This window comes from Microbispora sp. NPDC046933 (assembly GCF_040644635.1).
In the GTDB taxonomy this organism is placed as follows: domain Bacteria; phylum Actinomycetota; class Actinomycetes; order Streptosporangiales; family Streptosporangiaceae; genus Microbispora.
Genome location: NZ_JBEYWW010000001.1, coordinates 532,618 through 558,702 on the forward strand (window position 1 = coordinate 532,618; position 26,085 = coordinate 558,702).

31 protein-coding genes are annotated in these 26,085 nt (G+C 72.0%); 14 read left to right on the forward strand and 17 right to left on the reverse strand.

All coding sequences use genetic code 11. The features are described 5' to 3' along the window. Positions 1-148: 148 nt before the first annotated feature. The 3 genes from groL to ABZ857_RS02275 form a co-directional block, all read right to left on the reverse strand. Complete coding sequence (gene groL, locus ABZ857_RS02265; protein ID WP_357036098.1) at positions 149-1,774, reverse strand: chaperonin GroEL; 1,626 nt, start codon at positions 1,772-1,774, stop codon at positions 149-151. Positions 1,775-1,841: 67 nt separating this feature from the next. Then, positions 1,842-2,156, reverse strand: coding sequence for a co-chaperone GroES (gene groES, locus ABZ857_RS02270; RefSeq protein ID WP_111699864.1), 315 nt, complete (start codon positions 2,154-2,156; stop codon positions 1,842-1,844). A gap of 275 nt (positions 2,157-2,431) precedes the next feature. Continuing rightward, positions 2,432-3,292, reverse strand: coding sequence for an NAD-dependent epimerase/dehydratase family protein (locus ABZ857_RS02275; protein ID WP_357036101.1), 861 nt, complete (start codon positions 3,290-3,292; stop codon positions 2,432-2,434). Positions 3,293-3,414: 122 nt separating this feature from the next. Between ABZ857_RS02275 and ABZ857_RS02280 the strand changes: the two genes are divergently transcribed. The 3 genes from ABZ857_RS02280 to ABZ857_RS02290 all read left to right on the forward strand — a co-directional run bounded on the left by ABZ857_RS02280 (position 3,415) and on the right by ABZ857_RS02290 (position 6,424). Further along, complete coding sequence (locus ABZ857_RS02280) at positions 3,415-3,990, forward strand: MarR family transcriptional regulator (protein ID WP_357036104.1); 576 nt, start codon at positions 3,415-3,417, stop codon at positions 3,988-3,990. Positions 3,991-4,120: 130 nt separating this feature from the next. Next, the gene (locus ABZ857_RS02285) at positions 4,121-5,329 is read left to right on the forward strand and encodes a methyltransferase domain-containing protein (RefSeq protein ID WP_357036107.1); all 1,209 of its coding nucleotides are present in this window, start codon (positions 4,121-4,123) and stop codon (positions 5,327-5,329) included. A 156-nt stretch (positions 5,330-5,485) separates the two neighbouring features. Next, positions 5,486-6,424, forward strand: coding sequence for a hypothetical protein (locus ABZ857_RS02290; RefSeq protein ID WP_357036110.1), 939 nt, complete (start codon positions 5,486-5,488; stop codon positions 6,422-6,424). Between the two features lie 56 nt (positions 6,425-6,480). Here ABZ857_RS02290 and tsaD read toward each other — a convergent pair whose 3' ends face one another. The 10 genes from tsaD to ABZ857_RS02340 form a co-directional block, all read right to left on the reverse strand. Then, positions 6,481-7,518: a tRNA (adenosine(37)-N6)-threonylcarbamoyltransferase complex transferase subunit TsaD gene (gene tsaD, locus ABZ857_RS02295; RefSeq protein WP_357036113.1), complete on the reverse strand. Its 1,038-nt coding sequence runs from the start codon at positions 7,516-7,518 to the stop codon at positions 6,481-6,483. Positions 7,519-7,563: 45 nt separating this feature from the next. Next, positions 7,564-8,040 carry a ribosomal protein S18-alanine N-acetyltransferase gene (gene rimI / locus ABZ857_RS02300; RefSeq protein ID WP_357036116.1) on the reverse strand — a complete coding sequence of 159 codons (477 nt, stop codon included), beginning with the start codon at positions 8,038-8,040 and terminating at the stop codon, positions 7,564-7,566. Between the two features lie 19 nt (positions 8,041-8,059). Continuing rightward, a complete protein-coding gene (gene tsaB / locus ABZ857_RS02305) occupies positions 8,060-8,782 on the reverse strand; it encodes a tRNA (adenosine(37)-N6)-threonylcarbamoyltransferase complex dimerization subunit type 1 TsaB (RefSeq protein ID WP_357036119.1) in 723 nt (240 codons plus the stop codon). Positions 8,783-8,891: 109 nt separating this feature from the next. Next, entirely contained in the window at positions 8,892-9,446 is a 555-nt protein-coding gene (locus tag ABZ857_RS02310; protein ID WP_357036122.1) for a class F sortase, read from the reverse strand. A gap of 2 nt (positions 9,447-9,448) precedes the next feature. Then, positions 9,449-10,102 carry a hypothetical protein gene (locus tag ABZ857_RS02315; RefSeq protein ID WP_357036125.1) on the reverse strand — a complete coding sequence of 218 codons (654 nt, stop codon included), beginning with the start codon at positions 10,100-10,102 and terminating at the stop codon, positions 9,449-9,451. Positions 10,103-10,273: 171 nt separating this feature from the next. Beyond that, complete coding sequence (gene tsaE, locus ABZ857_RS02320; protein ID WP_357036128.1) at positions 10,274-10,735, reverse strand: tRNA (adenosine(37)-N6)-threonylcarbamoyltransferase complex ATPase subunit type 1 TsaE; 462 nt, start codon at positions 10,733-10,735, stop codon at positions 10,274-10,276. Next, on the reverse strand, positions 10,732-11,784 hold the full coding sequence (locus tag ABZ857_RS02325) for an alpha/beta hydrolase (RefSeq protein ID WP_357036131.1): 1,053 nt from the start codon (positions 11,782-11,784) through the stop codon (positions 10,732-10,734). The genes tsaE and ABZ857_RS02325 overlap by 4 nt, the downstream gene beginning before the upstream one ends. Before the next feature lie 24 nt (positions 11,785-11,808). After that, the gene (gene alr, locus ABZ857_RS02330) at positions 11,809-12,954 is read right to left on the reverse strand and encodes an alanine racemase (protein WP_357036134.1); all 1,146 of its coding nucleotides are present in this window, start codon (positions 12,952-12,954) and stop codon (positions 11,809-11,811) included. Between the two features lie 54 nt (positions 12,955-13,008). Beyond that, positions 13,009-14,511: an NAD(P)H-hydrate dehydratase gene (locus ABZ857_RS02335; protein WP_357036137.1), complete on the reverse strand. Its 1,503-nt coding sequence runs from the start codon at positions 14,509-14,511 to the stop codon at positions 13,009-13,011. A gap of 120 nt (positions 14,512-14,631) precedes the next feature. Then, positions 14,632-15,120 (reverse strand): hypothetical protein, encoded by a 489-nt coding sequence (locus tag ABZ857_RS02340; RefSeq protein WP_357036140.1) that lies wholly within the window; start codon positions 15,118-15,120, stop codon positions 14,632-14,634. Between the two features lies 1 nt (position 15,121). Here ABZ857_RS02340 and ABZ857_RS02345 point away from each other — a divergent pair, with 1 nt between their 5' ends. Then, on the forward strand, positions 15,122-15,484 hold the full coding sequence (locus tag ABZ857_RS02345) for a MarR family transcriptional regulator (RefSeq protein ID WP_357036143.1): 363 nt from the start codon (positions 15,122-15,124) through the stop codon (positions 15,482-15,484). A 56-nt stretch (positions 15,485-15,540) separates the two neighbouring features. On the opposite strand, the gene ABZ857_RS02350 is transcribed toward ABZ857_RS02345, so the two are convergent. Continuing rightward, entirely contained in the window at positions 15,541-15,945 is a 405-nt protein-coding gene (locus ABZ857_RS02350; RefSeq protein ID WP_357036146.1) for a holo-ACP synthase, read from the reverse strand. A 69-nt stretch (positions 15,946-16,014) separates the two neighbouring features. Between ABZ857_RS02350 and coaA the strand changes: the two genes are divergently transcribed. The 6 genes from coaA to ABZ857_RS02380 all read left to right on the forward strand — a co-directional run bounded on the left by coaA (position 16,015) and on the right by ABZ857_RS02380 (position 21,506). Continuing rightward, entirely contained in the window at positions 16,015-16,956 is a 942-nt protein-coding gene (coaA, locus tag ABZ857_RS02355; protein ID WP_357036149.1) for a type I pantothenate kinase, read from the forward strand. A 69-nt stretch (positions 16,957-17,025) separates the two neighbouring features. Continuing rightward, positions 17,026-17,961, forward strand: coding sequence for a DUF389 domain-containing protein (locus tag ABZ857_RS02360; RefSeq protein WP_357036152.1), 936 nt, complete (start codon positions 17,026-17,028; stop codon positions 17,959-17,961). 77 nt (positions 17,962-18,038) lie between these two features. Next, positions 18,039-18,980 (forward strand): ABC transporter ATP-binding protein, encoded by a 942-nt coding sequence (locus tag ABZ857_RS02365; RefSeq protein ID WP_357036155.1) that lies wholly within the window; start codon positions 18,039-18,041, stop codon positions 18,978-18,980. After that, positions 18,977-19,843, forward strand: coding sequence for an ABC transporter permease (locus tag ABZ857_RS02370; protein WP_357036158.1), 867 nt, complete (start codon positions 18,977-18,979; stop codon positions 19,841-19,843). The genes ABZ857_RS02365 and ABZ857_RS02370 overlap by 4 nt, the downstream gene beginning before the upstream one ends. Further along, the gene (locus ABZ857_RS02375) at positions 19,840-20,793 is read left to right on the forward strand and encodes an ABC transporter ATP-binding protein (protein WP_357036161.1); all 954 of its coding nucleotides are present in this window, start codon (positions 19,840-19,842) and stop codon (positions 20,791-20,793) included. Before ABZ857_RS02370 ends, ABZ857_RS02375 begins: the two co-directional genes overlap by 4 nt. Beyond that, positions 20,790-21,506, forward strand: coding sequence for an ABC transporter permease subunit (locus ABZ857_RS02380; protein WP_357036164.1), 717 nt, complete (start codon positions 20,790-20,792; stop codon positions 21,504-21,506). Before ABZ857_RS02375 ends, ABZ857_RS02380 begins: the two co-directional genes overlap by 4 nt. A gap of 11 nt (positions 21,507-21,517) precedes the next feature. Here the strand turns inward: ABZ857_RS02380 and ABZ857_RS02385 are convergent, their stop codons facing one another. The 3 genes from ABZ857_RS02385 to ABZ857_RS02395 form a co-directional block, all read right to left on the reverse strand. Beyond that, on the reverse strand, positions 21,518-22,276 hold the full coding sequence (locus ABZ857_RS02385) for an SDR family oxidoreductase (protein WP_357036167.1): 759 nt from the start codon (positions 22,274-22,276) through the stop codon (positions 21,518-21,520). Between the two features lie 52 nt (positions 22,277-22,328). Next, positions 22,329-23,291, reverse strand: coding sequence for an alpha/beta hydrolase (locus ABZ857_RS02390; RefSeq protein WP_357036170.1), 963 nt, complete (start codon positions 23,289-23,291; stop codon positions 22,329-22,331). Positions 23,292-23,358: 67 nt separating this feature from the next. Next, the gene (locus ABZ857_RS02395; protein WP_357036173.1) at positions 23,359-23,676 is read right to left on the reverse strand and encodes an antibiotic biosynthesis monooxygenase; all 318 of its coding nucleotides are present in this window, start codon (positions 23,674-23,676) and stop codon (positions 23,359-23,361) included. 144 nt (positions 23,677-23,820) lie between these two features. Here ABZ857_RS02395 and ABZ857_RS02400 point away from each other — a divergent pair, with 144 nt between their 5' ends. The 4 genes from ABZ857_RS02400 to ABZ857_RS02415 all read left to right on the forward strand — a co-directional run bounded on the left by ABZ857_RS02400 (position 23,821) and on the right by ABZ857_RS02415 (position 26,053). Beyond that, complete coding sequence (locus ABZ857_RS02400; protein ID WP_357036176.1) at positions 23,821-24,726, forward strand: AraC family transcriptional regulator; 906 nt, start codon at positions 23,821-23,823, stop codon at positions 24,724-24,726. Positions 24,727-24,775: 49 nt separating this feature from the next. Further along, entirely contained in the window at positions 24,776-25,006 is a 231-nt protein-coding gene (locus ABZ857_RS02405) for an antitoxin (RefSeq protein ID WP_357036179.1), read from the forward strand. Then, entirely contained in the window at positions 25,003-25,395 is a 393-nt protein-coding gene (locus ABZ857_RS02410) for a type II toxin-antitoxin system VapC family toxin (RefSeq protein ID WP_357036182.1), read from the forward strand. The genes ABZ857_RS02405 and ABZ857_RS02410 overlap by 4 nt, the downstream gene beginning before the upstream one ends. 91 nt (positions 25,396-25,486) lie before the next feature. Further along, entirely contained in the window at positions 25,487-26,053 is a 567-nt protein-coding gene (locus ABZ857_RS02415) for an AAA family ATPase (protein WP_357036185.1), read from the forward strand. The last annotated feature ends 32 nt before the right edge of the window (positions 26,054-26,085 follow it).

The window sequence follows — 26,085 nt, forward strand, 5'->3', positions numbered from 1 at the left end:
GAAGCATGCCGGTCGTTCCCATTGCCGGCGTCCCGGCTCCGCCCCGACGGCTCGTCCGCGCCCGGAACGGGCAGGGCCGGAAAAGCGGTGCGCCCCGCGGTCCGCCCTTGCGGGCGGGCGCGGGGCGCGATGCGCGGAAGGCGCGGAATCAGTGGCCGTGACCGTGGCCGTGGCCGTGACCGCTGTTGGCGGCCGGAGCCTCCTCCTCGGGCTTGTCCACGACGAGGGCCTCGGTGGTGAGCAGCATGCCGGCGATGGACGCGGCGTTCTGCACGGCCGAGCGGGTCACCTTGACGGGGTCGATGACGCCCTGGCCCACCAGGTCGCCGTACTCGCCGGTGGCGGCGTTGAGGCCCTCACCGGCGTTCATCGCGGCGATCTTGGTGGTGACGACGTACCCCTCCAGGCCCGCGTTCTCGGCGATCCAGCGGGCGGGCTCGATCAGCGCCTTGCGGACGATCGAGACGCCGGTGGCCTCGTCGCCGATCAGGCCCAGGTCGTCGAGCTCCTTGGACACGTGCACGAGCGCGGAGCCACCGCCGGAGACGATGCCCTCCTCGATCGCGGCGCGGGTCGCGGAGATCGCGTCCTCCAGGCGGTGCTTCTTCTCCTTCAGCTCCACCTCGGTCGCGGCGCCGACGCGCAGCACGCACACACCGCCGGACAGCTTCGCGAGACGCTCCTGGAGCTTCTCACGGTCCCAGTCGGAGTCGGACTGCTCGATCGCCACCTTGATCTCGCGGACGCGGTCCTCGATCGCCTGGGCGTCGCCGGCGCCGTCCACGATCGTGGTGGTGTCCTTGTTGACCACGACGCGGCGGGCCGTGCCGAGCACCTCGAGGCCGACGTGCTCCAGCTTGAGGCCGACCTCCTCGCTGACGACCTGGCCGCCGGTGAGGATGGCGATGTCCTGCAGCATGGCCTTGCGGCGGTCACCGAAGCCGGGCGCCTTGACGGCGACAGAGGTGAAGGTGCCGCGGATCTTGTTGGTCACCAGGACGGCCAGGGCCTCGCCCTCGACGTCCTCGGCGATGACCAGCAGCTGGCGCTTGCTCTGGGCGACCTTCTCCAGCAGCGGCAGGAAGTCCGCGATGGAGGAGATCTTGCCCTGGTGGATCAGGACGTAGGGGTCCTCGAGGACCGCCTCCATCCGGTCGGGGTCGGTCACCATGTAGTGCGACAGGTAGCCCTTGTCGAACTGGAGGCCCTCGGTGAACTCCAGCTCCAGGCCCATCGCGTTGGACTCCTCGACGGTGATGACACCGTCCTTGCCCACCTTGTCGAACGCCTCGGCGATCAGGCCGCCGATCTTCGCGTCCTGCGCGGAGATCGTCGCGACGTTCGCGATCTCCTTCTTGTCCTCGACGTGGCGGGCGGTGCCGAGCAGCCGCTCGCTGACGGCCTGCGCGGCCTTGTCGATGCCGCGCTTGAGCCCGAGCGGCTGCGCGCCGGCGGCCACGTTGCGCAGGCCCTCGCGGACCATGGCCTGGGCCAGGACGGTCGCGGTGGTGGTGCCGTCACCCGCGATGTCGTTGGTCTTGGTCGCCACTTCCTTGGCGAGCTGGGCGCCCAGGTTCTCGTACGGCTTGTCCAGCTCGACCTCGCGAGCGATGGTCACACCGTCGTTCGTGATCGTCGGGGCACCGAACTTCTTGTCGATGACGACGTTGCGGCCACGGGGGCCGAGCGTCACCTTGACGGCGTCGGCGAGAGCGTTGACACCACGCTCGAGAGCGCGCCGCGCGTCCTCTTCGAACTCCAGGATCTTCGGCATTCAGGTCTCCTTGTGAGCGCGCGGAGCCCCGGGCGCGTTGTCCCGGGGCTCCGCAAGCCGGCGCGGCTTACTTCTCGATGATGGCGAGCACGTCGCGGGCCGAGAGCACCAGGTACTCCTCGCCGCCGTACTTGACCTCGGTGCCGCCGTACTTGCTGTAGAGGACGACGTCGCCCTCCTTGACGTCGAGCGGGATGCGCTTCTCGCCGTCCTCGTCCCAGTTGCCCGGACCCACAGCGAGGACGCGGCCCTCCTGCGGCTTCTCCTTGGCGGTGTCCGGGATGACCAGGCCGGAGGCGGTGGTCTGCTCGGCCTCAAGCGGCTGGACCACGATGCGGTCGCCAAGCGGCTTAACGGGAACCTTGGTGGCGGTCGTCACGATCGGACCTCCCCTTCAGATTGCGATGAATGAGCTGAAGAGGCGACCAGCGGCCTGCCGTCGCGGGTGTCAGACCTGTCTCGTCGCTGTTGGCACTCTCAGTGGGAGAGTGCCAACACGAAACAGTATGCAAGTGGCGCGTGACAGTCAACACGAACCGGCATCGCAGGTCAGACGTACCTCACGGCAACGCGCCCGCGATCGCCCGTTCAGCCGTCCGCCGCGCCGCCGTCACCGCCGCCCCTCCCGGCGGTCCGGCGCCCGCGTCCGCCGGACGGTCAGGCGCGGGAGGCGTACGAGCCGGAGCGGACGTCGTCGACGATGCCGGGGCGGCTCGGCCGCCAGCCGAGGACCTTCCTCGCGAGGTCGCCGCTCACCACCTGGCTCAGGGCCAGGCCCTCGGCGAACGGGCGGCCGAGCACCTCGCTCGCCTCGTCGATCCGCCACGGCACGGCCTTCCCCGTACGGCCGGCGGCCGCGGCCACATCGGCGACGCTCACCGCCTCCTCGGCGACGGCGTGGAAGAGGCTTCCCGGGGCCGCCTTCTCGATCGCGAGCACGAGCAGGTCCGCCAGGTCGTCGACGTGCACGGTCGCCCAGGTCGGCACCGGACCGCCCGCGTGGACGTAGCGGCCGTCCTCCTGCCCGGGGGCGGTGAGCACCGTGGGGATGCCGGCGCCCCGGCCGTACACGACGCCGGGCCTGACGACGACGCCGCCCGCGTCCAGCACGAGCCTTTCCACGCGCGGCCGGTAGCGGGAGGCCGTGATGGGGTTCACCGGCGCGTCCTCGCCCGCCGCCTCGGTCGTGGCGCCGAGAACCCAGACGCCGCTGGTGTAGACGAGCCGCGCGCCGCCGCCGGCCAGCGCCTCGATCGCCGCGACGTCCACCTCCTCGTCCCCGACGGGGCTGGCGGCGTGCACGACGACGTCGATGTCCGGCGTCACCGCCTTCCCGAGCGTCTCGGGTTCGTGGAGGTCGCCGTGTCGCACCTCACCGGGCACGGCGGCGTCGCGGGCCTTCGGCCGGACGAGCGCGACCACCTCGTGGCCGCGTTCTGCGAGGTGCTCCGCCAGCACCGCGCCGATGTACCCCGTCGCGCCGAGCACCAGGACCTTCATCTCTTTCACCTCGAACACTTCGATGTTTTACTGTTCGACGCAGAAGATAGCGCAGGCCTCGCCTACATTTCAACGTCGAAGTGTCGGTTACGATGACCGGTGGAGGAGGAGCGGCGGGGAGGACCCAGGCCGCGCGCGCTATGAACGACACCCTCGCGAACGACACCGCCGGCAACGGCGCCCCCAACCACGACACTCGCGGCCACGACACTCGCGGCCACGACGCCGTCGACCGGATCCTCGGCCAGTGGGCCCGGGTGCGCCCGGACGTGGACTGCTCGGCGATGGGGGTGGCCGGGCGGATCTCCCGCGCGTCCCGGCTGCTGGAGAAGGGCATCAAGGAGTATTTCGCCGGGCACGACCTGGAACCGTGGGAGTTCGACGTGCTCGCGACCCTCTTCCGCTCCAACCCCGATCATCGGCTCTGCATGAGCGATCTCGCCACGGCCGCGATGGTCAGTTCCGCGGCGCTCACCAACCGGGTGGACCGCCTCGTCGCCAGGGGACTGGTGCACCGGGAGGTCTCGCCCTCCAACCGCCGAATGGTCCTGATCACCCTCACCGAGGAGGGCCGGGCGGTGGTCGACGCGCTGCTGGAGGGCCACGTGGCCAACGAGGAACGGCTGCTGGCCGACCTCACCGACGAGGACCGGGAGCAGCTGTCCGGGCTGCTCTGCAAGCTGCTCACCTCGCTCGGCGACGTCGGCTCCCGCTGACCGCGGGCGCGGCCGCCCGGCCTTTCCGTTCCCGTCCGCTCCGGCCGGTCCCGGCCTCGGCGCCCGCCGTCGTCCACAGGGCGACGCCTCCGGCCGACGTACGTGCCGGGCAGGCGGTAGCGTCGCGGGCGTGGACCTGGACGCCTTCCGCATGCTGCTCGCGCCCGCCGGGCGCGGGGCCCTGGACGAGGCCGTGAAGATACTCGCCGACGGCGCCGATCCGGTGGCCGCCGCGAGCGCGCTCCGCCGGAGCCACCCGGCGGACCTGGCGGCGGCGGCGCTCACCCAGGCGTCGCTGCGGCGGCGGGCCGCGGCCAAGTTCGGCCCCGACGCCGCGGTCATGTACTTCACCCCGCACGGGCTGGAGCAGGCCACCCGCCCCGAGGTCGCCGCACACCGCGCCAGCAGAATCCGGGCCGGCGGAATCCAGGCTGCCGGGGAGTTCGAGGGCGGCCCTGCCGTGCTCGACGTCTGCTGCGGGATCGGCGGGGATCTCCTCGCGCTGGCGAGGGCCGGCTGCCCGGTGGACGCCGTGGACCTCGACCCGCTGACCGTGGAGATCGCCCGCGCCAACGCCGCGGCGCTCGGCCTGTCCTCCCTGGTCGACGTCCGCACGGGTGACGCCGCGCTGGCCGACCCCGGCGGATACGACCTGCTGTTCGCCGACCCCGCCCGAAGGGGGGCGAGGGGACGGACCTTCGACCCGATGGCGTACTCCCCCACGTGGCCGGTCGTGCTCGACCTGGTGGCCCGCGCCCCGGCGGCCTGCCTGAAGGTGGCCCCCGGCATCCCGTACGAGTTCATCCCGGAGGGCGCCGAGGCCGAGTGGGTGTCGTACCGCGGCGAGGTGAAGGAGGCGGCCATCTGGACCGGGGTGGGGGCGGGCGGCCGCCGCGCCACGCTGCTGCCGTCCGGGGCCACGCTCACGGCGTCCGGCGCGGAGGCGGAGACCGGGCCGGTGAGCCGCTATCTCTACGAGCCGGACGGCGCCGCGGTGCGGGCCCACCTGGTGGCCGAGGTCGCCGCCCTGGTGTCGGGCCGGCTCCTCGATCCGCGGATCGCCTACATCACGAGCGACCGACTCGTACGGACGGGATGGGCGCCCTGCTACGAGGTGACCGACGTCATGCCGTTCTCGCTCAAACGGCTGAGAGCGGCGCTGCGCGAACGGCGCGTCGGCGCGGTCACCGTCAAGAAGCGCGGATCCGCCGTCGACGTCGAACGGCTGCGCAAGGATCTGCGGCTTTCCGGCGACAATTCGGCCGTGGTCGTGCTCACCCGCATCGAAGAACGGCCGTTCGCCCTGCTCTGCCAGCCCATGACCAGCGCGGACGGGTGAAACCGCAACAATTCACCGGCAATTACCGCCTTTCTCATTCCACGCCTGATGGCCGCGGGCCAGGGCCTAAAGTTGGCCGTCGGGCGTGCCGCCTGTTCGTTCATCTGCGCGAGACCGGGCCGAACCGATGTTTCGGCGAGTGAAGGAGCATTCTCGGTGGAGCATTCCAGCCACAACCTCCTCCAGGCGGGCAGCCAGACCGCCATCTCCGACCGGATGCGCGAACTGCTCGCCCGGGCGGCGCAGGACCACGTCTACGAGCAGCGGACGCAGGGCGCCGTGCTCGACGAGATCCGCCAGCGGCTGGAGGGCATGGAGTGGCTCCTGCGCGAGGTGCGCGAGCGCGAGCTGGGCGGCCTCGGCGCCGCGCTCGAGATGATCACCCAGCGGCTCGACGACATGGCGGCCAAGCCGCCCGATTGGGCGGAGGGGCTGGCCCAGCACGTGGAGCTGCTGCGCGACCACGTGGACGAGGTCGGCGGCCGGACCCAGGGCCTCGCCGACCGGATGGCGGACTTCGCGCACCGGCTCGGCAAGTTCCAGGGCGGGATGGAGGCCGCCGCCGGGCGTTTCACCCGGCTCGACAAGGCCCTCGCCGCGCTCACCGAGCGCACCGAGCGGCTGGAGGCCGTCGTCATCGAACGGCTTGACTCGGTCGGGAGCCGGATCGAGGCGGTGGAGAGCGGGGTCGAGGCGGTCGGCGAGCGTGTCGGGAGCCTGCCCGCCGATCTCGGCATCGGGGAACTGCGCGGCACCGTGGCCGGCCTCGGTCACGCCGTCGAGGGCATGGACGCCAGGGTGACCGCGCTGGGCGCCGGGGTGGGGGACGTCGCCGCCGGCGTGGACGAGATGAGCACCACCATCGCGGGCATGAACGCCGACCTCACCCTGGCGGCCGGGGCCGTCGTTCCCCTCGCCGAGGCGGTGCGCAGCAGGCCGGACCGCGAGCAGATCGCCGAGACCGTCTCGGACGCGGTCACCCGCGCCATGGAACCGGCCCGCGGCGACGTGGCCCGGCGGCTCGCCGCGCTGGAGGAGACCATGCTGGCGCTCGCCGAGGTCCTCCTGCGCCCCGCCCGCGGCCACACCGACTGAGAGCCGCGCCCGCCGCCGCGCGTCGCGATGGACACCGGAGGCGAGCGGGGCGGCGATCAGACGTTGACGACGGTGATCGGGAGCGACGAGTCGGCCGGGATCTCCAGAGTGGAGGGCTTCACACCCGCCCCCACCAGGTCCGCGCCGAGCGCCGCCACCATCGCGCCGTTGTCGGTGCACAGGCCGGGCCGCGGCACCCGCAGGCGCACCCCGGCCGCGTCGCAGCGCTCCTGGGCCAGGGCCCGCAGCCGGGAGTTGGCGGCCACGCCTCCCCCGATCAGCAGGTCCTTCACGTCGTAGCGGGCGCACGCCTGCAGGGCCTTGCGGGTGAGCACATCCACGACCGCCTCCTGGAACGACGCGGCGACGTCGGCCACGGGCACCGCCTCGCCCGCCGCCTGGCGGGCCTCCACCCACCGCGCCACGGCCGTCTTCAGGCCGGAGAAGGAGAAGTCGAGGGTTCCGTCGTCGTACTTGCCGCGCGGGAACGCCACCGCCGTGCCCGACCCCTCACGGGCGGCCCGGTCGATGTGCGGCCCGCCGGGGAACGGCAGGCCGAGCACCCGCGCCACCTTGTCGAACGCCTCCCCGGCCGCGTCGTCCACGGTGGACCCGAGCGAGATCACGTCCCGCGCCACGTCGGGCACCAGAAGCAGCGAGGAGTGCCCGCCCGACACCAGCAGCGCGACCGAGGGCTTGGGCAGCGGGCCGTGCTCCAGCTGGTCCACGGCGACGTGCGCGGCGAGGTGGTTGACCCCGTAGAGCGGGACGCCGAGCCCCAGCGCGTACGCCTTGGCGGCGGCCACGCCGACGAGCAGCGCACCCGCGAGACCGGGGCCCGCGGTGACGGCGACCGCGTCGATGTCGGAGAAGCGCAGCCCGGCGGCGGCCAGCGCGCTCTCGACCGTCGGCGTCATCGCCTCCAGATGGGCCCGCGAGGCCACCTCCGGCACCACGCCGCCGAACCGGGCGTGCTCGTCCATGCTGGACGCGATCGTGTTGGCCAGCAGCGTGTGACCGCGGACGATGCCCACACCCGTCTCGTCACAGGACGTCTCGATCCCCAGCACGATCGGCTCGTCATGCCTGCTCATGCCCGCCCCCACATCTCATGTTCCCCGCTCCGCTCAGCGGGGCGCTCAGTTGCTCTCGTGTCGTGCCACGAGGTCCTTCACCATGGTGATGGCGTCGGTCCCGTCGTCGTAGTAGCGCCGTCGCAGGCCCAGCCGCCGGAAGCCGAACCGCTCGTACATCGCCTGCGCGGGCGGGTTGTCGGCGCGTACCTCCAGGAACACCGAGGCCGCGCCGCGCCGTACGGCCTCGGTGAGCAGTTCGTCCATCAGCGCGGTCCCGATGCCCGCGCGCCGGTGGTCGGCGAGGACCGCGATCGTCTGGACGTCGGCCTGGTCGCCCGCCGCCGCCAGGCCGGCGTACCCGACGACGCGGTCGCCCACCTCGGCGACGACATAGTGCCGGGTGCGCGGCTGGTCGGCCAGCTCTCCGCGCATCATGGCCTCGCTCCAGGCGTCCGTGGGGAACGTGGTCCGCTCGATGTGCATCACGGCGGGCAGGTCCTCGTGGGTCATCTGGCGCAGGACGACCTCGGCCTGCCTCACGACGTGACCCCGCGGCGGATCACGCCGTCACCCGCTTCGGCGCCCCGGGCACCTGCGCGTCGGGACGCCGCAGGTAGATGGGCCGTGGCGGGCCGAGCACGGCCAGCTCCCGCGCCTTCTCGACCGAATCCACACGTCCCTCGGGCACGCGGGCGATCTCCGCCGCCTCCTCCTCGCTCAGCGTCGCGAGGCGCTCCGCCGCCAGGGCCGCGAGCGCTCCGGCCGAAGGGTGCTCGGGACCGCGCACCCGGTCGGCGCCGATGACGTCGGCGTACATGGCGCCGCCCGCGCCGATCACGGGCAGCTCGCCGGGCAGGTCGTGCGGCCGGTCCACGCGCGGCCCGTCGAGCCGCGTGCGGGGGTCGCCGTACCGCGCCCAGAAGACCTCCCTGCGGCGCGCGTCGGTCGCGACGAGGAACGGCCCGCTCTCTCGAGCGGAGTACGCGAGGGCGTCGAGCGTGCACACCCCGAACGCCGGCACACCGGCGGTCATGGCCAGCGCCGTCGCGGTCATCAGGCCGACCCGCAGGCCGGTGTACGGCCCGGGGCCGGTCCCCGCGACGATGGCGGTCACGTCCTTGAGCGTCACACCGGACTCGCGCAGGACATGCTCGACGGCGGGGGCGAGGAGCTCCCCGTGCCGCCGCGCGTCGATCGTCGTCGACTCCGCCACCACGCGCTCACCGTCGTGCAGCGCGGCGGTGACGGCGGGAGTGGCGGTGTCGAAGGCCAAGACAAGCACGGAGGTCAAGCGTAGTCGCTGTGCGGAGGCGGACGACCACGCCCGGGCCGGTTCCGGCCGTTGACCCTCGCCCGAACGAGGCCGGGACCCGCGCGGCCACCGAACGGCGTCAGGCGGCGCGGATCAGGGAGGCGTAGACGATGATGTTGTCGCGGTACTCGTGGCGCGACCAGTCGAAGTTTCCGCCGCAGGTGATCAGGCGCAGGCCGTCCTCGGTGTAGACGCGCTCGGCCGGGAATTCGTCCTTCGGCACGCGCTCCACCGAGTCGACCCGGTAGGAGGCGGTCTTGCCGTCGCTGCGCACCACCTTCACGACCGCTCCCTCGCGCAGGTCGCGCAGCCGGTAGAAGACGGCGGGAGCGGTCTTGGTGTCCACGTGGCCGATGATCACGGAGGCGCCCGGGTCGCCGGGCACGGCGCTTCCCGTGTACCAGCCCGCGGTGGACGGCTTGTCGAACGGCGGCAGTTCGACGTCGCCCTCGTCGGACAGGCCGAGCTTCATCAGAGGGGCCTTGAGGTGCAGGGCCGGGATGTCGATCCGCTTGGGGACGACGGAGGACCTGGGAGCGGGCTGGTCCGTCATCCCCTTGCCGCCGGCGACCGCGGCGAACGCGAGCCCGGTGACCACCCCGGCGATGATCACCCCCCGGGTGGACAGCGCCAAGGTCAGGCTCCGGAGCGCCTGCGGGCCACGCCGATGCCGACGCCGAGCGCGGCCAGCAGCACGACGACGGTGACCCCCGTCGGCAGGCCGGACTCGTCTTCGGGGCCCCCGGCCGCCGTGCCGCCGCCGCCCGCGTGCGGCGCCCGGGTGGGAATCCTCGTGTGGTCCCCGGTGTGGTCCTCGTTGTGGGCCGGCTCCGGCGCGACGATCCTGAACGACGCGCTGCCGATGTCGTTGGTGGCCTCGCAGCGCACCTGCACGCGGTAGCCGCCCGCCTTGGCGCCGGCCCTGATGGTCGCGCCGCCGCGCACCATCGGCACGGTCGCGGACGTCGGGGTGGCCGACGGCGGCGCCGGGGCCACCAGCGTCACGAGCCCGGTGAAGGCGTCTGAGCGGGCGGTCGCCCGGTATTCGGTGCCGCCCTGCGGCAGCGGGCACCTGGCGGTGATGTGGATGCTCTTGGTCGATCCGCCGACGATCCGCTTCGGATCGACCTCCACCCGCACGTCCTGCCGCGAGACCGAGACGAGCGGCGTCGGCAGGGCCGGTGTCAGCGTCATCGTGGGCTCGGTGGAGACCGTCTCGGCCGACGCGGTGCAGCCCAGCGCGCCGAACAGTAAGGCTCCTCCGACGGCGACCTGCGTGATCCTGCTCAACGGCACACCTCTTCCACGCCGGTCCCTTACCCAGAAAATCCTTACCGACTCATTGCCGAGGATCTTCCTTCGTCCCGATGATCCACAGGAACGCGGACAGGCGTCAAGGACTGTGCGGCGGACCGGTCTGGATCGCGTGGGCCGGCGGAGGGTGCTGGGGGTGGAGGGTGGTCAGGCGAGGGAGAGCCCCGACCAGCGGGAACCCACACCCGTCACCCGTACGCGGCGCTCCTCGCACTCGGCGCCCCGCTCGACGTGGATCTCCAGGCGGTCCTCGGACAGCCCCTCGACCAGGCCCTCGCCCCACTCGACCACGGTGACCGACTCCTCCAGCGAGGCGTCGAGGTCGAGGTCGTCCACCTCCAGCGTGCCGCCCAGCCGGTAGGCGTCCGCGTGCACGAGCGCGGGCCCGCCGGACAGGGACGGATGGACCCGGGCGATCACGAACGTCGGGGACGTGATCGGCCCCCGCACCTTCAGGCCCTCCGCGATGCCCTGCACAAGCGTGGTCTTCCCCGCCCCCAGCGGCCCGCTCAGCACGACCAGGTCTCCGGGGCCGAGCAGCGCGGCGAGCCGGGCGCCCAGCGCCCGCGTCTCCTCGGCGGTCGTGGCCCCGAACTCGGCCGTGGTCACGTGGTGCCCCTCTCGGCTCGCTTCAGCAGCTCGCGCAGCGCCTCGTTCACGACGTCGGGCCGTTCGAGCTGCACGAGATGCGACGTGTCCGGCACGGTGGTGAGCTGAGCGGTCGGCGCGGCCGCCGCGATGGCCCGGCTGTGGTCGAGCGGCGTCAGCCAGTCGCGCTCCCCGACGATGATCGCGGTGGGCATCTTGTTGAGCACGTCGAGCGCGGTGAGCTTGTCGTGCGACATCAGCGCCGGGTAGAAGTCGGCGATCACCTCGGAGGGAGTCGCCCTGATCATCGATTCGACGAAGTCCACGACGGTCGGGCTGACGTTCCTGGAATCGCCGAACCCGAGGTGACGCAGCGCCAGGAACGACAGGTCGGTGCCGGCCTGGCGGCCCCGGTCGACCAGCGCGCCGCTCCTGCGCATGACCGAGACGGCGGGCGGCACCGCGAGGTTGACGAGCTTGGAGACCAGGGCGGGCAGACCGAGGGTGAGCTCGGCGAGCTTCCCCGCCGAGGTCGCGATCAGCGACACACCACGGATCTTGTCGCCGAACAGCTCGGGCCGCCGCTCCGCCAGCGCCATGATCGTCATGCCGCCCATGGAGTGGCCCACCACCACGCACGGCCCGGGGACGAGCTCGTCGAGCACGAGCGCGAGGTCCTCGCCGAGGCGCTCGATCGTGCAGTCGCTGGCCAGCGCGCGGGCGGACTGGCCGTGGCAGCGCTGGTCCCACAGCACCAGCCGGTAGGAGTCGCGCAGGTCGCGCCGCTGGTAGTGCCAGGAGTCCGAGGACAGGCAGTAGCCGTGGCAGAGCACGACCGTGAGCGGTGCGTCCTCCACGCCGTCGATCTCGGCATGGATCTTCACGCCGTCCGAGGTCGTGAGCGTCACCGAACGTCCGTGCAGCTCGCCGAAGGGCTCACTCGCCTCCAGGTCCGGCCGCAGGCGGATGCGGCCGACGGCGTACCTCTTGGCGAGCGTGGCCGCCGCCACTCCCGCCGACGCCGCACCGAAGACCGCTCCGGCGATCCCGACCTTGCGACGTGTGCTCATGCCTGCCCTCCTCGCAGCCGCGGCTCAGCGTCCGTCCGTATGGACGCGAGGCACGCGGGATCCGATCCTGGTCACGATCTCATGGGTAATCGTGCCGAGGGAATCCGCCCATTCCTGACAGGTGGGCTCGCCATTGTCCCCCGGGCCGAAAAGGATCACCTCGTCCCCCGATTCCGCCGGATCGTCACCGAGGTCGATGACGAACTGGTCCATGCACACCCGCCCGGCGATCCGCCGCCGCCGGCCCGCTGCCAGCACCTCCGCCCGGTTGGTCCCGTTTCGCAGGATGCCGTCCGCATACCCGAGAGGAACGAGACCAAGCGTGGTCTCACGCTCCGTGACGTACAGGTGGCCGTACGACACGCCCGAGCCCGGGGCGGCCCGCTTCACCTGCGCGAGCCTGGCCGTCAGCGTCATGGCGGGGCGCAGCCCGAAGTCGCCCAGCTCGGGGATCGGGCTCAGGCCGTAGACCGCGATGCCCGTACGGACCATGTCATACCTGGCCCGCGGCAGCGTGACGGTCGCGGCCGAGTTGGCGAAGTGACGGATCGCGTCGCTCGGCACGCCCGCCTTGTCCGCGACGGCGAGCGCCTCCTCGAACGTCGCGAGCTGGCTCTCGATGGAGGGGTGGCCCGGGATGTCGGCGCAGGCGAAGTGCGACCACAGCCCGGCGATCTCGACGGCCCCGCTCGCCCGCGCGGCGAGCGCGTGCTCGACGAGCGACGGCCAGTCCGCCGGCGTCGCGCCGCCACGGGAGTTGCCGGTGTCGGCCTTCAGGTGCACGCGGGCGGTGCGCCCGGTGCGCCGGGCGGCCTCCACGATGGCGTCGACCACCCACGTGGCGCCGGCCGACAGCTCGACGTCCGCGAGCAGCGCGGCGTCCAGCGGTTCTCCGGGTGTGATGAGCCACGACATGACCGGCGCGGTGACACCGGCCTCGCGCAGCGCCAGCGCCTCGCGGACGAAGGCCGTGCCGATCCGGGTCGCGCCCGCCTCCAGGCATGCCCGCGCGACCGGCGCCGCGCCGTGGCCGTACGCGTCTGCCTTGACGACGGCCATCATCTCGGCGCCGGCGGCCGACTCGGCGAGCAGCCGTATGTTGTGCCTGATGGCGGACAGGTCCACGCGTGCCTCGGCCGGGGTGGCGACGGGCACCGTTGAGAAGCTCATTTTCCCAGTGTGTCAGGTTGACCCGGGTGGATGCGCCCACCTTGACGCCGCACGTCAGAGCGTGCGCAGGGCCTCGGGCAGCGCCTGGGCGACGTCGAGGGCGGCGATCGGCGCCCGTCCGCGTCCCGCGGCGTCGCCCCCGGCGGCGATCCGCGCCGCCAGCCCGTGGACGTACGCCGCGCACGAGGCGGCGTCGTAGCCCGTCAGCCCGGCGGCGAGCAGGGCGCCCGCGATGCCCGACAGGACGTCGCCGGTGCCGCCCGTGGCCAGCCAGGGAGTCCCCGTGGTGTTGACCCTGACCGGCCTGTCCTCCTCCGCGACGAGCGTGGTCGAGCCCTTGAGCAGCACCGTCGCCCCCAGCTCGGCGGCGGCCCTGCGCACGTGTTCGAGCCGCCCGGCCTCGATGCGCTCGCGCGGCACGCCGAGCAGCCGCGACAGCTCCCCCGCGTGCGGCGTGAGCACGGTGGGGGCGGCCCGGCGCAGCAGCGTGCGGTCCTTGGCGACCAGCGTCAGCCCGTCGGCGTCCACCAGCACGGGCACCCCGGTGGACAGCACGGCGCGGGCCACCGCGTGCGCCTCCGGCCCGGTCCCGAGCCCGGGGCCGAGCACCCACGCCTGCACCCGCCCGACCTCGTCCAGCGAGCTCTTCAGCACCAGCGACGGGTCGAGCACGGTCGTGACGGCCTCCGGCCAGCGGGCCCTGACCAGCCGCACCGGCTCGGCCGAACTCGCGAATCTGACCATGCCCGCCCCGGCGCGCACCGCGCCGCCGACCGAGAGCACGGCGGCCCCGGTGTACCTGTCGCTGCCCGCGGCGATCCCGACGACGCCCCGCCGGTACTTGTCACTCTCCGCGCCCGGCCGGGGCAGCAGGTCGGCCACGTCGTCGCCGGTCAGCGCGGCCACCTCGGGGTCCGGCAGGAAGGGCCCCAGGCCGATGTCCACCAGCTCGATCGCGCCCGCGCGGGCGGCGCCGGGATCGACCAGCAGACCGGCCTTGTACGCGCCGAACGTCACCGTCAGGTGCGCGTGGACCGCCGGCCCCTCGACCCGTCCGCTGCTCGCGTCCACCCCGCTCGGCACGTCGACCGCGACGACCAGGCCGCCCGCCTCGGCGGTCAGCGCCGCGAGCGCGCCGTACGGCTCCCGCAGCGCCCCGCTGCCCCCGATGCCGACGAGGCCGTCCATGACGAGGTCGGCGTCGGTCAGCAGTTCACGTGCCCGCGCGGCGTCGTACGGATGCGCCCGGCCGCCCGCCTGCCGCAGCGCGGCCAGGCCGCCCTCGTGGGTGCGCGAACCGGCGAGGACCGCCTCCACCCGCGCTCCCCTGCGGGCCAGCCGGGCTCCGGCGTACAGGGCGTCGCCGCCGTTGTCGCCGCTGCCGATGAGCAGCGCCACGCGCGAGCCGTACACCCGGCCGCAGGAGCCGGCGAGCAGATGCGCGCAGACCGCGGCGAGCCCGGCGGCGGCCCTGTCCATCAGCGTCCCCTCGGGGAGCCTCGCCATCAGCGCCAGCTCGGCGGAGCGGATCTGGTCGGAGGTGTAGGCGGTCCGCATGCGTCCGACGGTAGCCTGCCGGGTCGGCGATGGCGATCACCGGACGCCGGGCATCGGCGGGGAAATGCCGCCGCGGCACAATCGGCGGTCTTTCACGCTGTCAGGCCATGCCGCCGGGGCCTACAGGCCATGCCGCCCGGCCCATGCGGTGATCGCCGCGGCGATGGCCTCGGGCCGGTCCTCCGGCGCGTGGTGGCCGGCCGGGCCGCAGTGCTCGACCTCCAGCCCCGCGATGTTCTCCGCACACCAGGCGGCCATCTCCGGCCCGATGAGCAGGGTCGGCGAGGAGTCGAAGGTGAGCAGCAGCTTGGGAACGTCGTGGCTGCCCGCCAGCCACCCTCCGTACGCGCCGACGCGTTCCGCGACGTCGGCGGGCTCGCCGTCGAGCGGCATCGACCGCGCCCACTCCAGCAGCGGGCGGCGGCTCTCTCGGGTGGGGTACGGCTCCAGGTAGGGCCGCATGTCCTCCTCTCCGAGCGGCGTCAGCACCCCTCCGGTGAAGGCGGTCTCCACCACGAAGTTCCGGTCGAGCACGAGCGGCTCGCCCTCGGGACCCCGGATGGCCTCCGCGCGGGCGCGCGGCGCCTCGCCCAGCTCGCGCCACGACATCGTGCGGACGATCGTCTCGAAGAAGGCGACGCCGCACTACGCGGTGCTCGCGACGCTGGCGGAGTCGGGCCCGGCCAGCCAGGCGGAGCTGAGCCGCCGCACCGGCATCTACCGCAGCGACCTGGTCGCCGTCATCAACGAGCTGACCGACCGGGGCCTGGTGGAGCGCGCGCCCGACCCCGCCGACCGGCGCCGCAACGTCATCACCATGACCGAGCGGGGGCGGGCTCGCTTCGCCCGGCTCGACGAGCTGCTCACCGAGCTCGAAGACGAGGTGCTGGAGCCGCTCAGCCGGGCCGAACGCGACCAGCTCGCCGGGCTGCTGGCCCGCCTGGTGGACCACCACGCGCGGCGGGACGGGTGACTCCCCGGGACCCCCGTTGAGGACTCCCGCTCAGGACTCCCGCTCAGGACTCCCGCTCAGGACTCCGCGACGACGTAGGCGACCGCCATGCCGCCGTCGTGCGACAGGGAGACGTGCCATCGGCGTACGCCGAGGTCGCGGGCCACCTCGGCCGCCCGGCCCGTGATCCTCAGCTCGGGACGGCCGCGCCCGTCGCGCACCACCTCCGCGTCGAGGTGCCGCAGGCCCGGCGGAGCCCCGAGGGCCTTGGCCACGGCCTCCTTGGCGGCGAACCGCGCGGCCAGCGACTCCAGTGGCAGCGCGCCCTCGGCATCGGTGAACAGGCGCCTGCGCAGCGCGGGCGTGCGTTCGAGGGCCGCGCCCAGGCGCGCCACCTCGACCACGTCCACCCCGATGCCCACGATCACACCGCCAGCGTACGGCGCGACCAGTGACATGAAGCACACGTTCTTCCCCGTCACGGACCGAAGTAATCCATCGATTTTTGTCCACAGGCTGTGCACGACCCCGGATGGGGGCACCGAAAAGCCATGGCTACGCTTGCCGTCGTGGCAGATGGGGACGCGTACGTCGAGCTGAGCCGGGAGCAGTGGCGTGACCTGCGCAAGAACACACCGCTCACGCTCACCGAGGCGGAGCTGGAGGAGCTGCGCGGCGTCCACGATCCGATCGACCTGTCCGAGGTCACCGACATCTACCTGCCGCTCACCCGGCTGCTGAACCTGCACTTCACCGGTTCGCGGCAGCGCGGCGCGGCCGTCGGCGCGTTCCTCGGCGAGCAGGACGCGCCCCCGCCGTACGTGCTGGGCATCGCGGGCAGCGTCGCGGTCGGCAAGTCGACGACGGCGCGGCTGCTGCACACGCTGCTCGCCCGCTGGCCCGAGCACCCCCGGGTCGACCTGGTCACCACCGACAGCTTCCTGTACCCCAACAAGGTGCTGGAAGAGCGCGGGATCATGCACCGCAAGGGCTTCCCGGAAAGCTACGACCGCCGGGCGCTGGTGAGCTTCGTGGCCGACGTAAAGGCGGGCCGGCCCTCGGTGGAGGCCCCGGTCTACAGCCACCTGGAGTACGACATCGTGCCCGGCGCGGCGCAGACGGTGGACCGGCCGGACATCCTCATCGTCGAGGGGCTCAACGTCCTGCAGCCCGCGCCGCCGGACGCCCTGGCCGTCTACGACTACTTCGACTTCTCCATCTACGTGGACGCCCGGATGGAGGACATCCGCACCTGGTACGTGGAGCGCTTCCACAAGCTGCGCCGTACGGCCTTCTCCGACCCGAAGTCCTACTTCCGGCACATCGCGGCGCTGTCGCACGAGGAGGCGACCGCGTTCGCGGAGAACGTCTGGCGGGAGATCAACGAGCGCAACCTGGTGGAGAACATCGCCCCCACCCGCCGCCGGGCCGGCCTGATCCTTCACAAGGGCCCCGACCACTCCGTCAGACGGGTACGGCTGCGCAGAACCTGAGTCGTGTCCGGCGAATCAAGCCCTGCCGCGCGCGGGGCAGCATCTGTCAGACACTCCTAGGATGCAGCCGTGCTGCATCTGCGGGTCATCGCCCCGTTCCAGCGGACCGACCAGGTCATCGAGGTGCTCGACCGAACGCCGGGGGTCACGAACGTCGTGCTCCTGGCCAAGGCGGCCAGGCGGCCGGAGGGCGACGTCGTGCTCGCCGACGTCGCCAGGGAGGCCGCCAACACGGTCATCGACCAGCTCAAGGCGCTCGGCCTGGAGCGGGACGGCTCGATCACGGCCGAGGAGATCGAGCTGTCGATCTCCCGGGGCGCGGCCGAGGCCGAGGAGCGGGCGCCCGGCGAGGGCGACGACGCGGTGGTGTGGGACCACTTCGAGCAGCGTGTGGCGCTCGACAGCCGCATCACGTGGGCGTTCCTGGCGTTCCTCGCGATCGCCACGCAGATCGCCGCGATCGGCGTGCTCATCCCCTCGCAGATCCTGATCGTCGGCGCGATGGTCCTCGGGCCGGAGTTCGGCGCGGTGGCGGCCGTCTCGTTCGGCCTGCTCCGCCGCCGGTGGCCGCTCGTCGGCGCCGCGGCCCGCACGCTCGCCGTGGGCTTCGCGTCCGCGATCGCCGTCACCCTGGCCTGCGCCCTCGTCTCGCGCGGCCTCGGCTGGATCTCCCCCGACAGCCTGCGGCACCACGACGAGGTGCGCTTCATCGTGACCCCCGACCGGTGGTCGTTCATCGTGGCGCTGCTCGCCGGCGCCGCCGGCGTGCTGTCGATCACGGCGGGCAAGTCCTCCGCGCTGGTGGGCGTCTTCATCTCCGTCACCACCGTCCCCGCGGCCGGCTACATGGCCGTGGCCCTGGCGCTGTGGCGCTGGGACGAGGTCGGCGGCTCGGCGCTGCAGCTTCTCGTCAACATCGCCGGGATGGTCGTCGCCGGCACGCTGACGCTGTTCCTCCAGCGCTCCCTGTGGTCCCGGTACGGCGGTGGTCGGCAACGGGCGTGAGGGGCATACCTGAGGCGTAGGCGGGTTCCTCCATCAGACGGAGGCCCGGCGAACACCTCGCCCAGTAGGGTCGGATCATGACAGCGAGCGCGACCCCATGCTTCGCGACCGAGGGGCTGACCAAGCGCTTCCCCCGCGTCACGGCGCTCGACGACCTCACGGTCGCGGCCGGAACCGGCGTGACCGGCCTGGTGGGCGCCAACGGCGCGGGCAAGTCGACGCTTATCAAGATCCTTCTCGGTCTGCTCCCCCCGACCTCCGGGCGCGCCTCGGTCCTCGGCCTCGACACGGCCGGCCAGGGCCCGGAGATCCGGCGGGCCGTCGGCTACATGCCCGAGCACGACTGCCTGCCCCCGGACATGTCCGCGACCGAGTTCGTGGTGCACATGGCCCAGATGTCCGGCCTGCCGCGTACGGCCGCCCGCGAGCGCGCCGCCGACACGCTGCGCCACGTCGGGCTGGACGAGGAACGCTACCGCCCGATGGGCGGCTACTCCACCGGCATGCGGCAGCGGGTCAAGCTCGCCCAGGCCCTCGTCCACGACCCGAAGCTGGTCTTCCTCGACGAGCCCACCAACGGGCTCGACCCGCAGGGCCGCGACGAGATGCTCGCGCTGATCCGGCGCGTCGGCACCGAGTTCGGCATCAGCGTGCTGGTCACCTCCCACCTGCTCGGCGAGCTGGAGCGGGTGTGCGACCACGTCATCGTCATCGACGGCGGGCGGCTGCTGCGCTCCTCCGCGATCCGGGAGTTCACCCGGGCCGAGCAGACCATCGCGGTGGAGGTCGAGGAGGGGCAGCAGCGGCTGGCCGAGCGCCTCACCGCCGGCGGCGAGACGGTCGCGGCGCAGGGCAGGCTGCTGACGGTCCAGGTGTCCGCGGACGACCCGGGCCGCACCTACGACGCCGTACGCGACGCCGTCTGCGACCTCGGCCTCAGCCTCCTGCGGCTGGAGCAGCGCCGGGGCCGCATCGAGGACATATTCAAGGAGTCCACAGCCAAGGAGCCGGTGGCATGACCCCAGAGCCGACCGCGGTCATCCACGACATCGGATACCGCCACTACGACGGCGTACGGCTGGGGCGCGGCCGGGCGACGCTCGCCCTCGGTGTGCAGAGCCTGCGCGGCGTGTTCGGCCTCGGCCGCACGATCCGCGCCAAGATCATGCCGCTGCTGCTGGTCGCGATCATGCTGATGCCGACGGTCGTGTCGATCGGTGTCATGGCCCTGGCCAAGCAGCGCGTCATGCCCTATCCGGGATACGCCGTCTTCATGCAGGCGGTGATCGCGATCTTCCTGGCCGCCCAGTCGCCGTACCTGGTCGCGCCGGACCTGCGCTTCCGCGTGCTGCCGCTGTACCTGTCCCGCCCGCTGACCGTGACCGACTACGTCCTGGCGAAGCTGACCGCGCTCGCGGTCGCGCTGTTCGGCCTGCTGGCCGTGCCGCTCACGATCCAGTTCGTCGGCGAACTGCTGGTGGACCTGCCGGGGCCGCCGCACACCGCCGACTACCTCGGCGCGCTGGGCGGCGCGGTCCTCTACGCGGTGCTGCTGTCCACCGTGGGCATCGCCCTGGCGTCGTTCACCCCGCGCCGGGGGCTGGGCGTCGCGTCGGTGATCGCGTTCTACATGTTCACCGCCGCCGTCTCCGGCCTGTTCTACGCCGTGCTGAGGATGTCCGGCCACGACTCCGCCGCGCCGTGGGCGCTGCTCCTCAACCCGTTCTTTCTCGTTGACAGCGTCCAGTCGGCGCTGTTCGGCACCGCGCCGTCCACCGGAGACGGTTACCCGCCGGGCATCGCGTCGTGCCTGATCCTGCTGGCCGTGATCGCCCTGGCCGTGACCGGCGTTCTCCTGCGCTACCGGAAGGCGGCGTCGTGACCACCACAAGCTCCCCCGTGACCACCCGCCAGGGCGTGCTCGAACTCGCCCAGGTTTCCCGCTGGTACGGCAACGTCGTGGCGGTCAACGACGTCACGATGACGATCGGACCCGGCGTCACCGGACTGCTCGGGCCGAACGGCGCCGGCAAGTCGACGCTGCTGCACATGATGGCCGGGTTCCTCGCGCCGTCCAGCGGCACGGCGACCCTCGACGGCCTGCCCATCTGGCACAACCACGAGATCTACCGGCAGATCGGCCTGGTCCCCGAGAAGGAGGCCGTGTACGGCTTCCTCACCGGATGGCAGTTCGTGCTGTCGTCCGCCCGGCTGCACGGCCTGCCCTCGCCCGACGACGCGGCCCGGCGGGCCCTCGACCTGGTGGAGATGACCGACGCCTCAGGCCGCCGCATCGAGACGTACTCGAAGGGCATGCGGCAGCGCGTCAAGGTCGCCGCCGCCCTCGTCCACGACCCCCAGGTGCTGCTCCTGGACGAGCCGTTCAACGGCATGGACCCCCGGCAGCGGCTCCACCTCATGGACCTCGTCCGCCGCATGGGCGACGAGGGCCGGACCATCCTGTTCAGCTCGCACATCCTCGAAGAGGTCGAGCGGGTCGCCCACCAGATCGAGGTCCTGGTCGCGGGACGGCACGCCGCGTCGGGCGACTACCGCGAGATCCGGCGGCGCATGGCCGACCGGCCGCACCTGTTCCGGGTCAGGTCGAGCGACGACCGGCGCCTGGCCACCGCCCTCATCGCCGACCCCTCCTCCAGCTCGGTCTCGCTGACCGAGCAGGGCGTGGAGGTCCAGGTGACCGACTACGCGCGCTTCACCGCGCTGCTGCCCCGGATGGCGCGCGACCTCGCCGTACACCTGTGGCAGGTCTCCCCCACCGACGAGGACCTGGAAAGCGTCTTCTCCTACCTGATCTCCCGGAGCGCGCGATGAACACGGTGGTGGCGGACATCACCTACCGGGCCATGCTCGGCCGCAAGCGGATCTGGCTGCTGGTGCTGCTGCCGGTGGCGCTGGTCGTGATCGCCGCACTGCTGAGGCTGATCAACGGCCACGACGAGCAGACGGCCGTGACGCTGATGAAGAGCTTCGCGATCGGCACGATGCTGCCGCTGCTCGGGCTGATCGCCGGGACGGGCGTCATCGCCCCGGAGATCGAGGACGGCACGATCATCCACCTGCTGTCCAAGCCGATCTCCCGCCCGGTCATCGCGGTGACGAAGTTCGTGGTCGCGGCCTCCCTCGTCGCGGTGCTCGCGGCCGTCTCGACCTACGCCGCCGCCTACCTCCTGGCCGGCTCGGAGTCGGGCGTCGCGACCGGCTTCACCCTCGGGGCGCTGTTCGGCGGCGTCGCGTACGCCGCGGTGTTCCTGCTGCTGGGCGTGCTCACCCGCCACGCGGTCGCGGTCGGCGTCATCTACGCCCTCGTGTGGGAGGGCGTGATCGGCGGCTACGTGCCCGGCGCGCGGAAGTTCTCCATCCAGCAGTGGGCCCAGTCGCTCGCCGACCAGGTCTCCACCTCGCCCTTCTTCTCCACCGAGGTGACGCTCGGCTTCGCCGTACCGGCCATGGTCATCGTCACGGTGGGCGCCGTCGTCTGGACCGGCCAGCGCCTGCGCTCCCTCTCCCTGACCGGCGACGACTAGCTCTGGACGTTCTAGAGGTTGAAGCCGCCCGACACCTCGATGTTCTGAGCGGTGACCCAACGGCTCTCGTCGGACACCAGTGTGGCGATCACGGCGCCGATGTCGTCGGGTTCGCCGACCCGGCCGAGCGCGGTCCTCGCGGCGAGGGCCGGGACGACCTCGGGAAACCGGGTGAAGGCATCGTCGCCGAGCCGGGTGCGGGTCGGGCCCGGTGAGACGGCGTTGACACGGATGCCTCGCGTGCTGAACTCCTTGGCCATGTACCGGGTCAGCACGACCAGGCCGCCCTTCATCGACGCGTAGGCCGAGTAGCCGGGCTCCAGGCCGGCCGCGGCCACCGAGCTGCTGCTCGTGTTGACGATGGCGCCGCCGTCCGCCATCAGGGGCAGCAGCCTCTGCGTGAGGAAGTACGGTCCCTTGAGCAGGACCCGCGTCAGCCTGTCGAACGTCTCCTCGGTCGTGTCCTCGATCAACGACGCCTCGGAGGCACCGGCGTTGTTCACCAGATAGTCGAAGGTGTCGCGCTGCCACGTGTCGCGCAGCACGTCCGCCACCGTGTCGCGGAAGGCCGCGAAGGCGCCGGTCTCGCCGACGTCCAGCGGCAGTGCGACGGCCCTGCCGCCTTCCTTCTCGATGGCGGCGACCGTCTCCAGTCCTCCTCGCGGGTTGTTGCCGTAGGTCAGGATGACTCCGGTTCCACGTTTGGCGATCTCGATGGCGGCGCTCCGGCCGATGCCGGAGCTGGCGCCCGTGACGATGGCGACCTTCATTGTTCTTCTCCTGTGGTGTGGTCGTACGTGTCGGTGAGTGAACTCGGCGGCGCTATGCGGCGGAGTCCGGGGACAGGACCCGGGCGAGCCAGTCGGTCCGCGTCCGGCGGGCCGTGGCCGAGATGTGCGCCTGCGGATACAGGGCGTCGAATCCGTGGAAGCCGCCCGCCCAGACGTGCAGTTCGGCCTGGCCGCCGGCCGCCCAGATGCGGGTGGCGTAGTCGGCGTCCTCGTCGCGGAAGACCTCGGCGGAGCCGGTGTCGACGTAGGTGGTCGGCAGGCCCGACAGATCGTCCGCCAGCGCGGGCGAGACGTACGGGGACACCTCGTCGCCGGTGAGGTCGCCGAGGACGGAACGCCATCCGAACTCGTTCATCTCCCGGGTCCAGACGCCGGGCCCGCCGGAGAACTGGCGGCTCGACGTGCTGGTGTTGCGGTGGTCGAGCATGGGGCAGATCAGCATCTGCGCGGCGATCGGCGGGGTGCCACGGTCGCGGGCCAGCAGGGTGACGCCGGCGGCGAGGCCGCCGCCGGCGCTGGCGCCCGCGACGACGATCCGGGCGGGGTCGATGCCCAGCTCGGCGGAGTGCTCGGCGATCCAGAGCAGGCCCTGGTAACAGTCGTCGACCAGGGCGGTGCCGGTGGCCTCCGGTGCGAGCCGATACTCCACGGAGACCACGACCGCGCCGAACCGGTCGAGCCACTCCAGCGGGATGTCGATCTGCGAGAAGCGGTCGCCCATGACCATTCCGCCCCCGTGCATCCAGTAGACGCAGGGCGCGGCGGTGGCGCGATCCGCGGGGCTGAAGATCGACAGGGGGATCGGGGCGCCGTCCGTGGCGGGCGCGGTGACCTCGCGCCAGTCGACCTGCCGGTGTGCGAGGAGGGAGTCGACGGGTGCCGGCGGGAGCCTGCGCAGCTGCGCGAGCACTTCCGGGGTGAGCCGGGACATGAGGGGCATGTCGGCCAGCAGCTCACGCAGCTCGGGGTCCAGGGCGGGTCGTGCCGGGGTCATGGTCACTGCCTTTCTCGGGGTGGTGCCGACGGCGGGGCGGGAAGAGGGCGGGTGAGTGATCGCGGAGTCAGAAGGCGGCCTTGCCGCGCACCGGGACGTGGTCGGCGTACTCGGACTCCTTGGCCAGCAGCCCGCCGATCCGCGCCACGATGGCCTGGGCGGCCTCGCCGGCGAAGATCCGGTGGTGGTCCTCCTCGCTGGTCCAGCCCTCGATGACGTGGACGACGTCGGGGTCGGACGCGGAACGGGAGACCAGATAGACGACGCAGTGCTCGCTCGCGCCGGGGCTGCCCTCGTCCAGACCGGTCAGCAGCAGGTCGACCAGCCGGTCGCCCATTCCGGGCTTGGCGGTCAGGGTGGCGGCGAAGCCGTAGTTGGCGGTCATGGACGCCCTCTCCTTCGGTGGTGGACTGAGGTGATTCCATTGAACCGGCCTGACCTGCGGAAACGTTAGAACGATGCTCTTCCGTCCTTGCACGATCCTCTCCCGTACGGGAGCCCCGGCACGGAATCGTGCTCCAATGGCCGCATGTGCCTCGAAGAGCTCCGCACCCTGCTGGCCCGGCATGCCCGGCCCGACGCGACCACCGCCATCGACGGCGTCCTCGTCTCGAAGGTCGACCGGTCGGATCCGCCGGCGCCCTCGATGTCCGGCACCGTGCTGGCCGTCATCGCCCAGGGCGCCAAGCGCCTCGCGCTGGGCGACCGGATCTTCGAGTACGGCGCCGGGCAGTACCTGGTCGCGTCGGTCGACCTGCCGGTCACCGGGCAGTTCACCCAGGCGGACCCCGAGCGGCCGGCGCTGGGCTTCGGTCTCATCCTGGAGCCGTCCGCCGTCGCCGAGTTGCTGCTGCGGGCCGGGCCCGGAGACACTCCCCCTGCCGGTGGAGGCGCGGCGCCGGGGATCGCCGTCAGCGACGCTCCCGCTCCGCTGCTCGACGCGGTGGTCCGGCTGCTGCGCCTGCTCGACGAGCCCCGCGACCGGGCCGTGCTGGCCCCGCTGGTCAAGCGCGAGATCCTGTGGCGCCTGATCACCGGCGAGCAGGGCGCCACGGTACGCCAGCTCGGCCTCGCCGACAGCGGCCTCAGCCACATCTCCCGGGCCGTGCGCTGGATCCGCGAGCACTACGCGCAACCCTTCCGGGTCGAGGACCTGGCACGGCTGTCCGGCATGAGCGTCTCCGCCTTCTACCGCAACTTCCACGCGGTGACCGCGATGAGCCCCATCCAGTTCCAGAAGCAGATCCGGCTGCAGGAGGCCCGGCTGCTGCTCGCCACCCACCCGGGCGACGTCACCGGAGTCGGCCACCGCGTCGGCTACGACAACCCGTCACAGTTCAGCCGGGAATACCGCCGCCAGTTCGGCGCACCCCCCAGCCGGGACGCCGCCCGCCTGCGCCACGGCGTGCACGGCCCGGCAGCCGTCCTTCCCTGAGCCGAACGGAACTCGCGCCGATGCGGCGCATCAGCGCTAAACTAGCGCTATGGCGACGATCCAGATCCGGAACATCCCGGACGAGGTGTACCTCACCTACAAGGCCCGCTCGATGCGCGCTCACCAATCGCTGCAGGAGTACCTGCTCGCCAAACTGATCGCCGACGCACGACAGCCGACTCTGGACGAGATTCTGGACAAGGCGGAGGCCAATGCCGCGGAGGGAATCGACACCGACGACATCCTCGGCGAACTCGACAAGGGCCGGAGCAGCCGTTGATCGTCATAGACGCGAGCGCCCTGGTCAAGGTCCTCGTCGAGAAGGGATCATCTGCCGGTGCTCTTCGCAAGAGACTGAGAGGCGAGACTCTGGCCGCGCCGGCGCACATCGACGCCGAGGTGCTCTCGGTGCTCCGAGGACTCACCATGTCCGGCAAACTCGATGTCCGGCCTGCGGAGAAGAGCCTCGGTCTCCTGGAGGTCATGCCGCTGACCCGGGCACCCCTGAACGTTCATCTCGGCCGGACCTGGCAACTCAGGAACAACTACAGCGCCTATGACGCGCTCTACCTCGCCCTCGCGGAATCGCTCGCGTGCCCGCTGGTCACCAGCGACGCGCGGCTCGCGAAGAGCGGCGGCGCCCGGTGCGAGATCGAGGTCTTCTCCTGAGCTTGATCGTGGCCCGCTCCGCTAGACGATCCCTCTTGCGCCCCGTTCTCGCTACGGTTTCTCGCTACGGTTTCTCGCTACGGTGGGACACGTGAGACCGCGCCTGGCGCAACTCCGCCTGACTGAGTTCAAGTCATTCCGCAGTTCTTCCATCATGCAGTTGGGCGGCATGACCGTGCTTATCGGGCGCAACAGCAGTGGCAAGTCCAATGTCCTCGACGGGCTGGAAGTGCTTTCTCGGCTGGCGACGGGCGCCGACCTAGTAGAGGCCCTCGACAGCCGCAGAGGCGACGAGGGACCGCTTCGGGGAGGAATCGAGGGCTGTCCCCCGCACGGAACCGACCGCTTCCGTCTCGGCTGCACGGTCGTGTCACTTGAGCGGGCCCTCAGCGGCTACGCCCTCATCGATCTCGACGTCACCGTGCAGGTGCGGCCGGAACCCGAGATCGTCAGCGAGACACTGTCGGGGGTGTCCGGCAGTCCACGCAATACGAAGGACCCTTCCTCCAGGTTCCGGCACAAACTGCTCACGACCCGTGATCCGGAGCCCGGGAGCGGGAGCATCGACGCCACGTGGTACGGGGGAACCCGAGGATGTCAATCCCCTGAAAGCGTGGAGACGGTCCTATGCCACAGCGGCCCTCAGCAGGGCCGTTGACGATTGCCTCTTCTCGATCATCTGACGCTCGA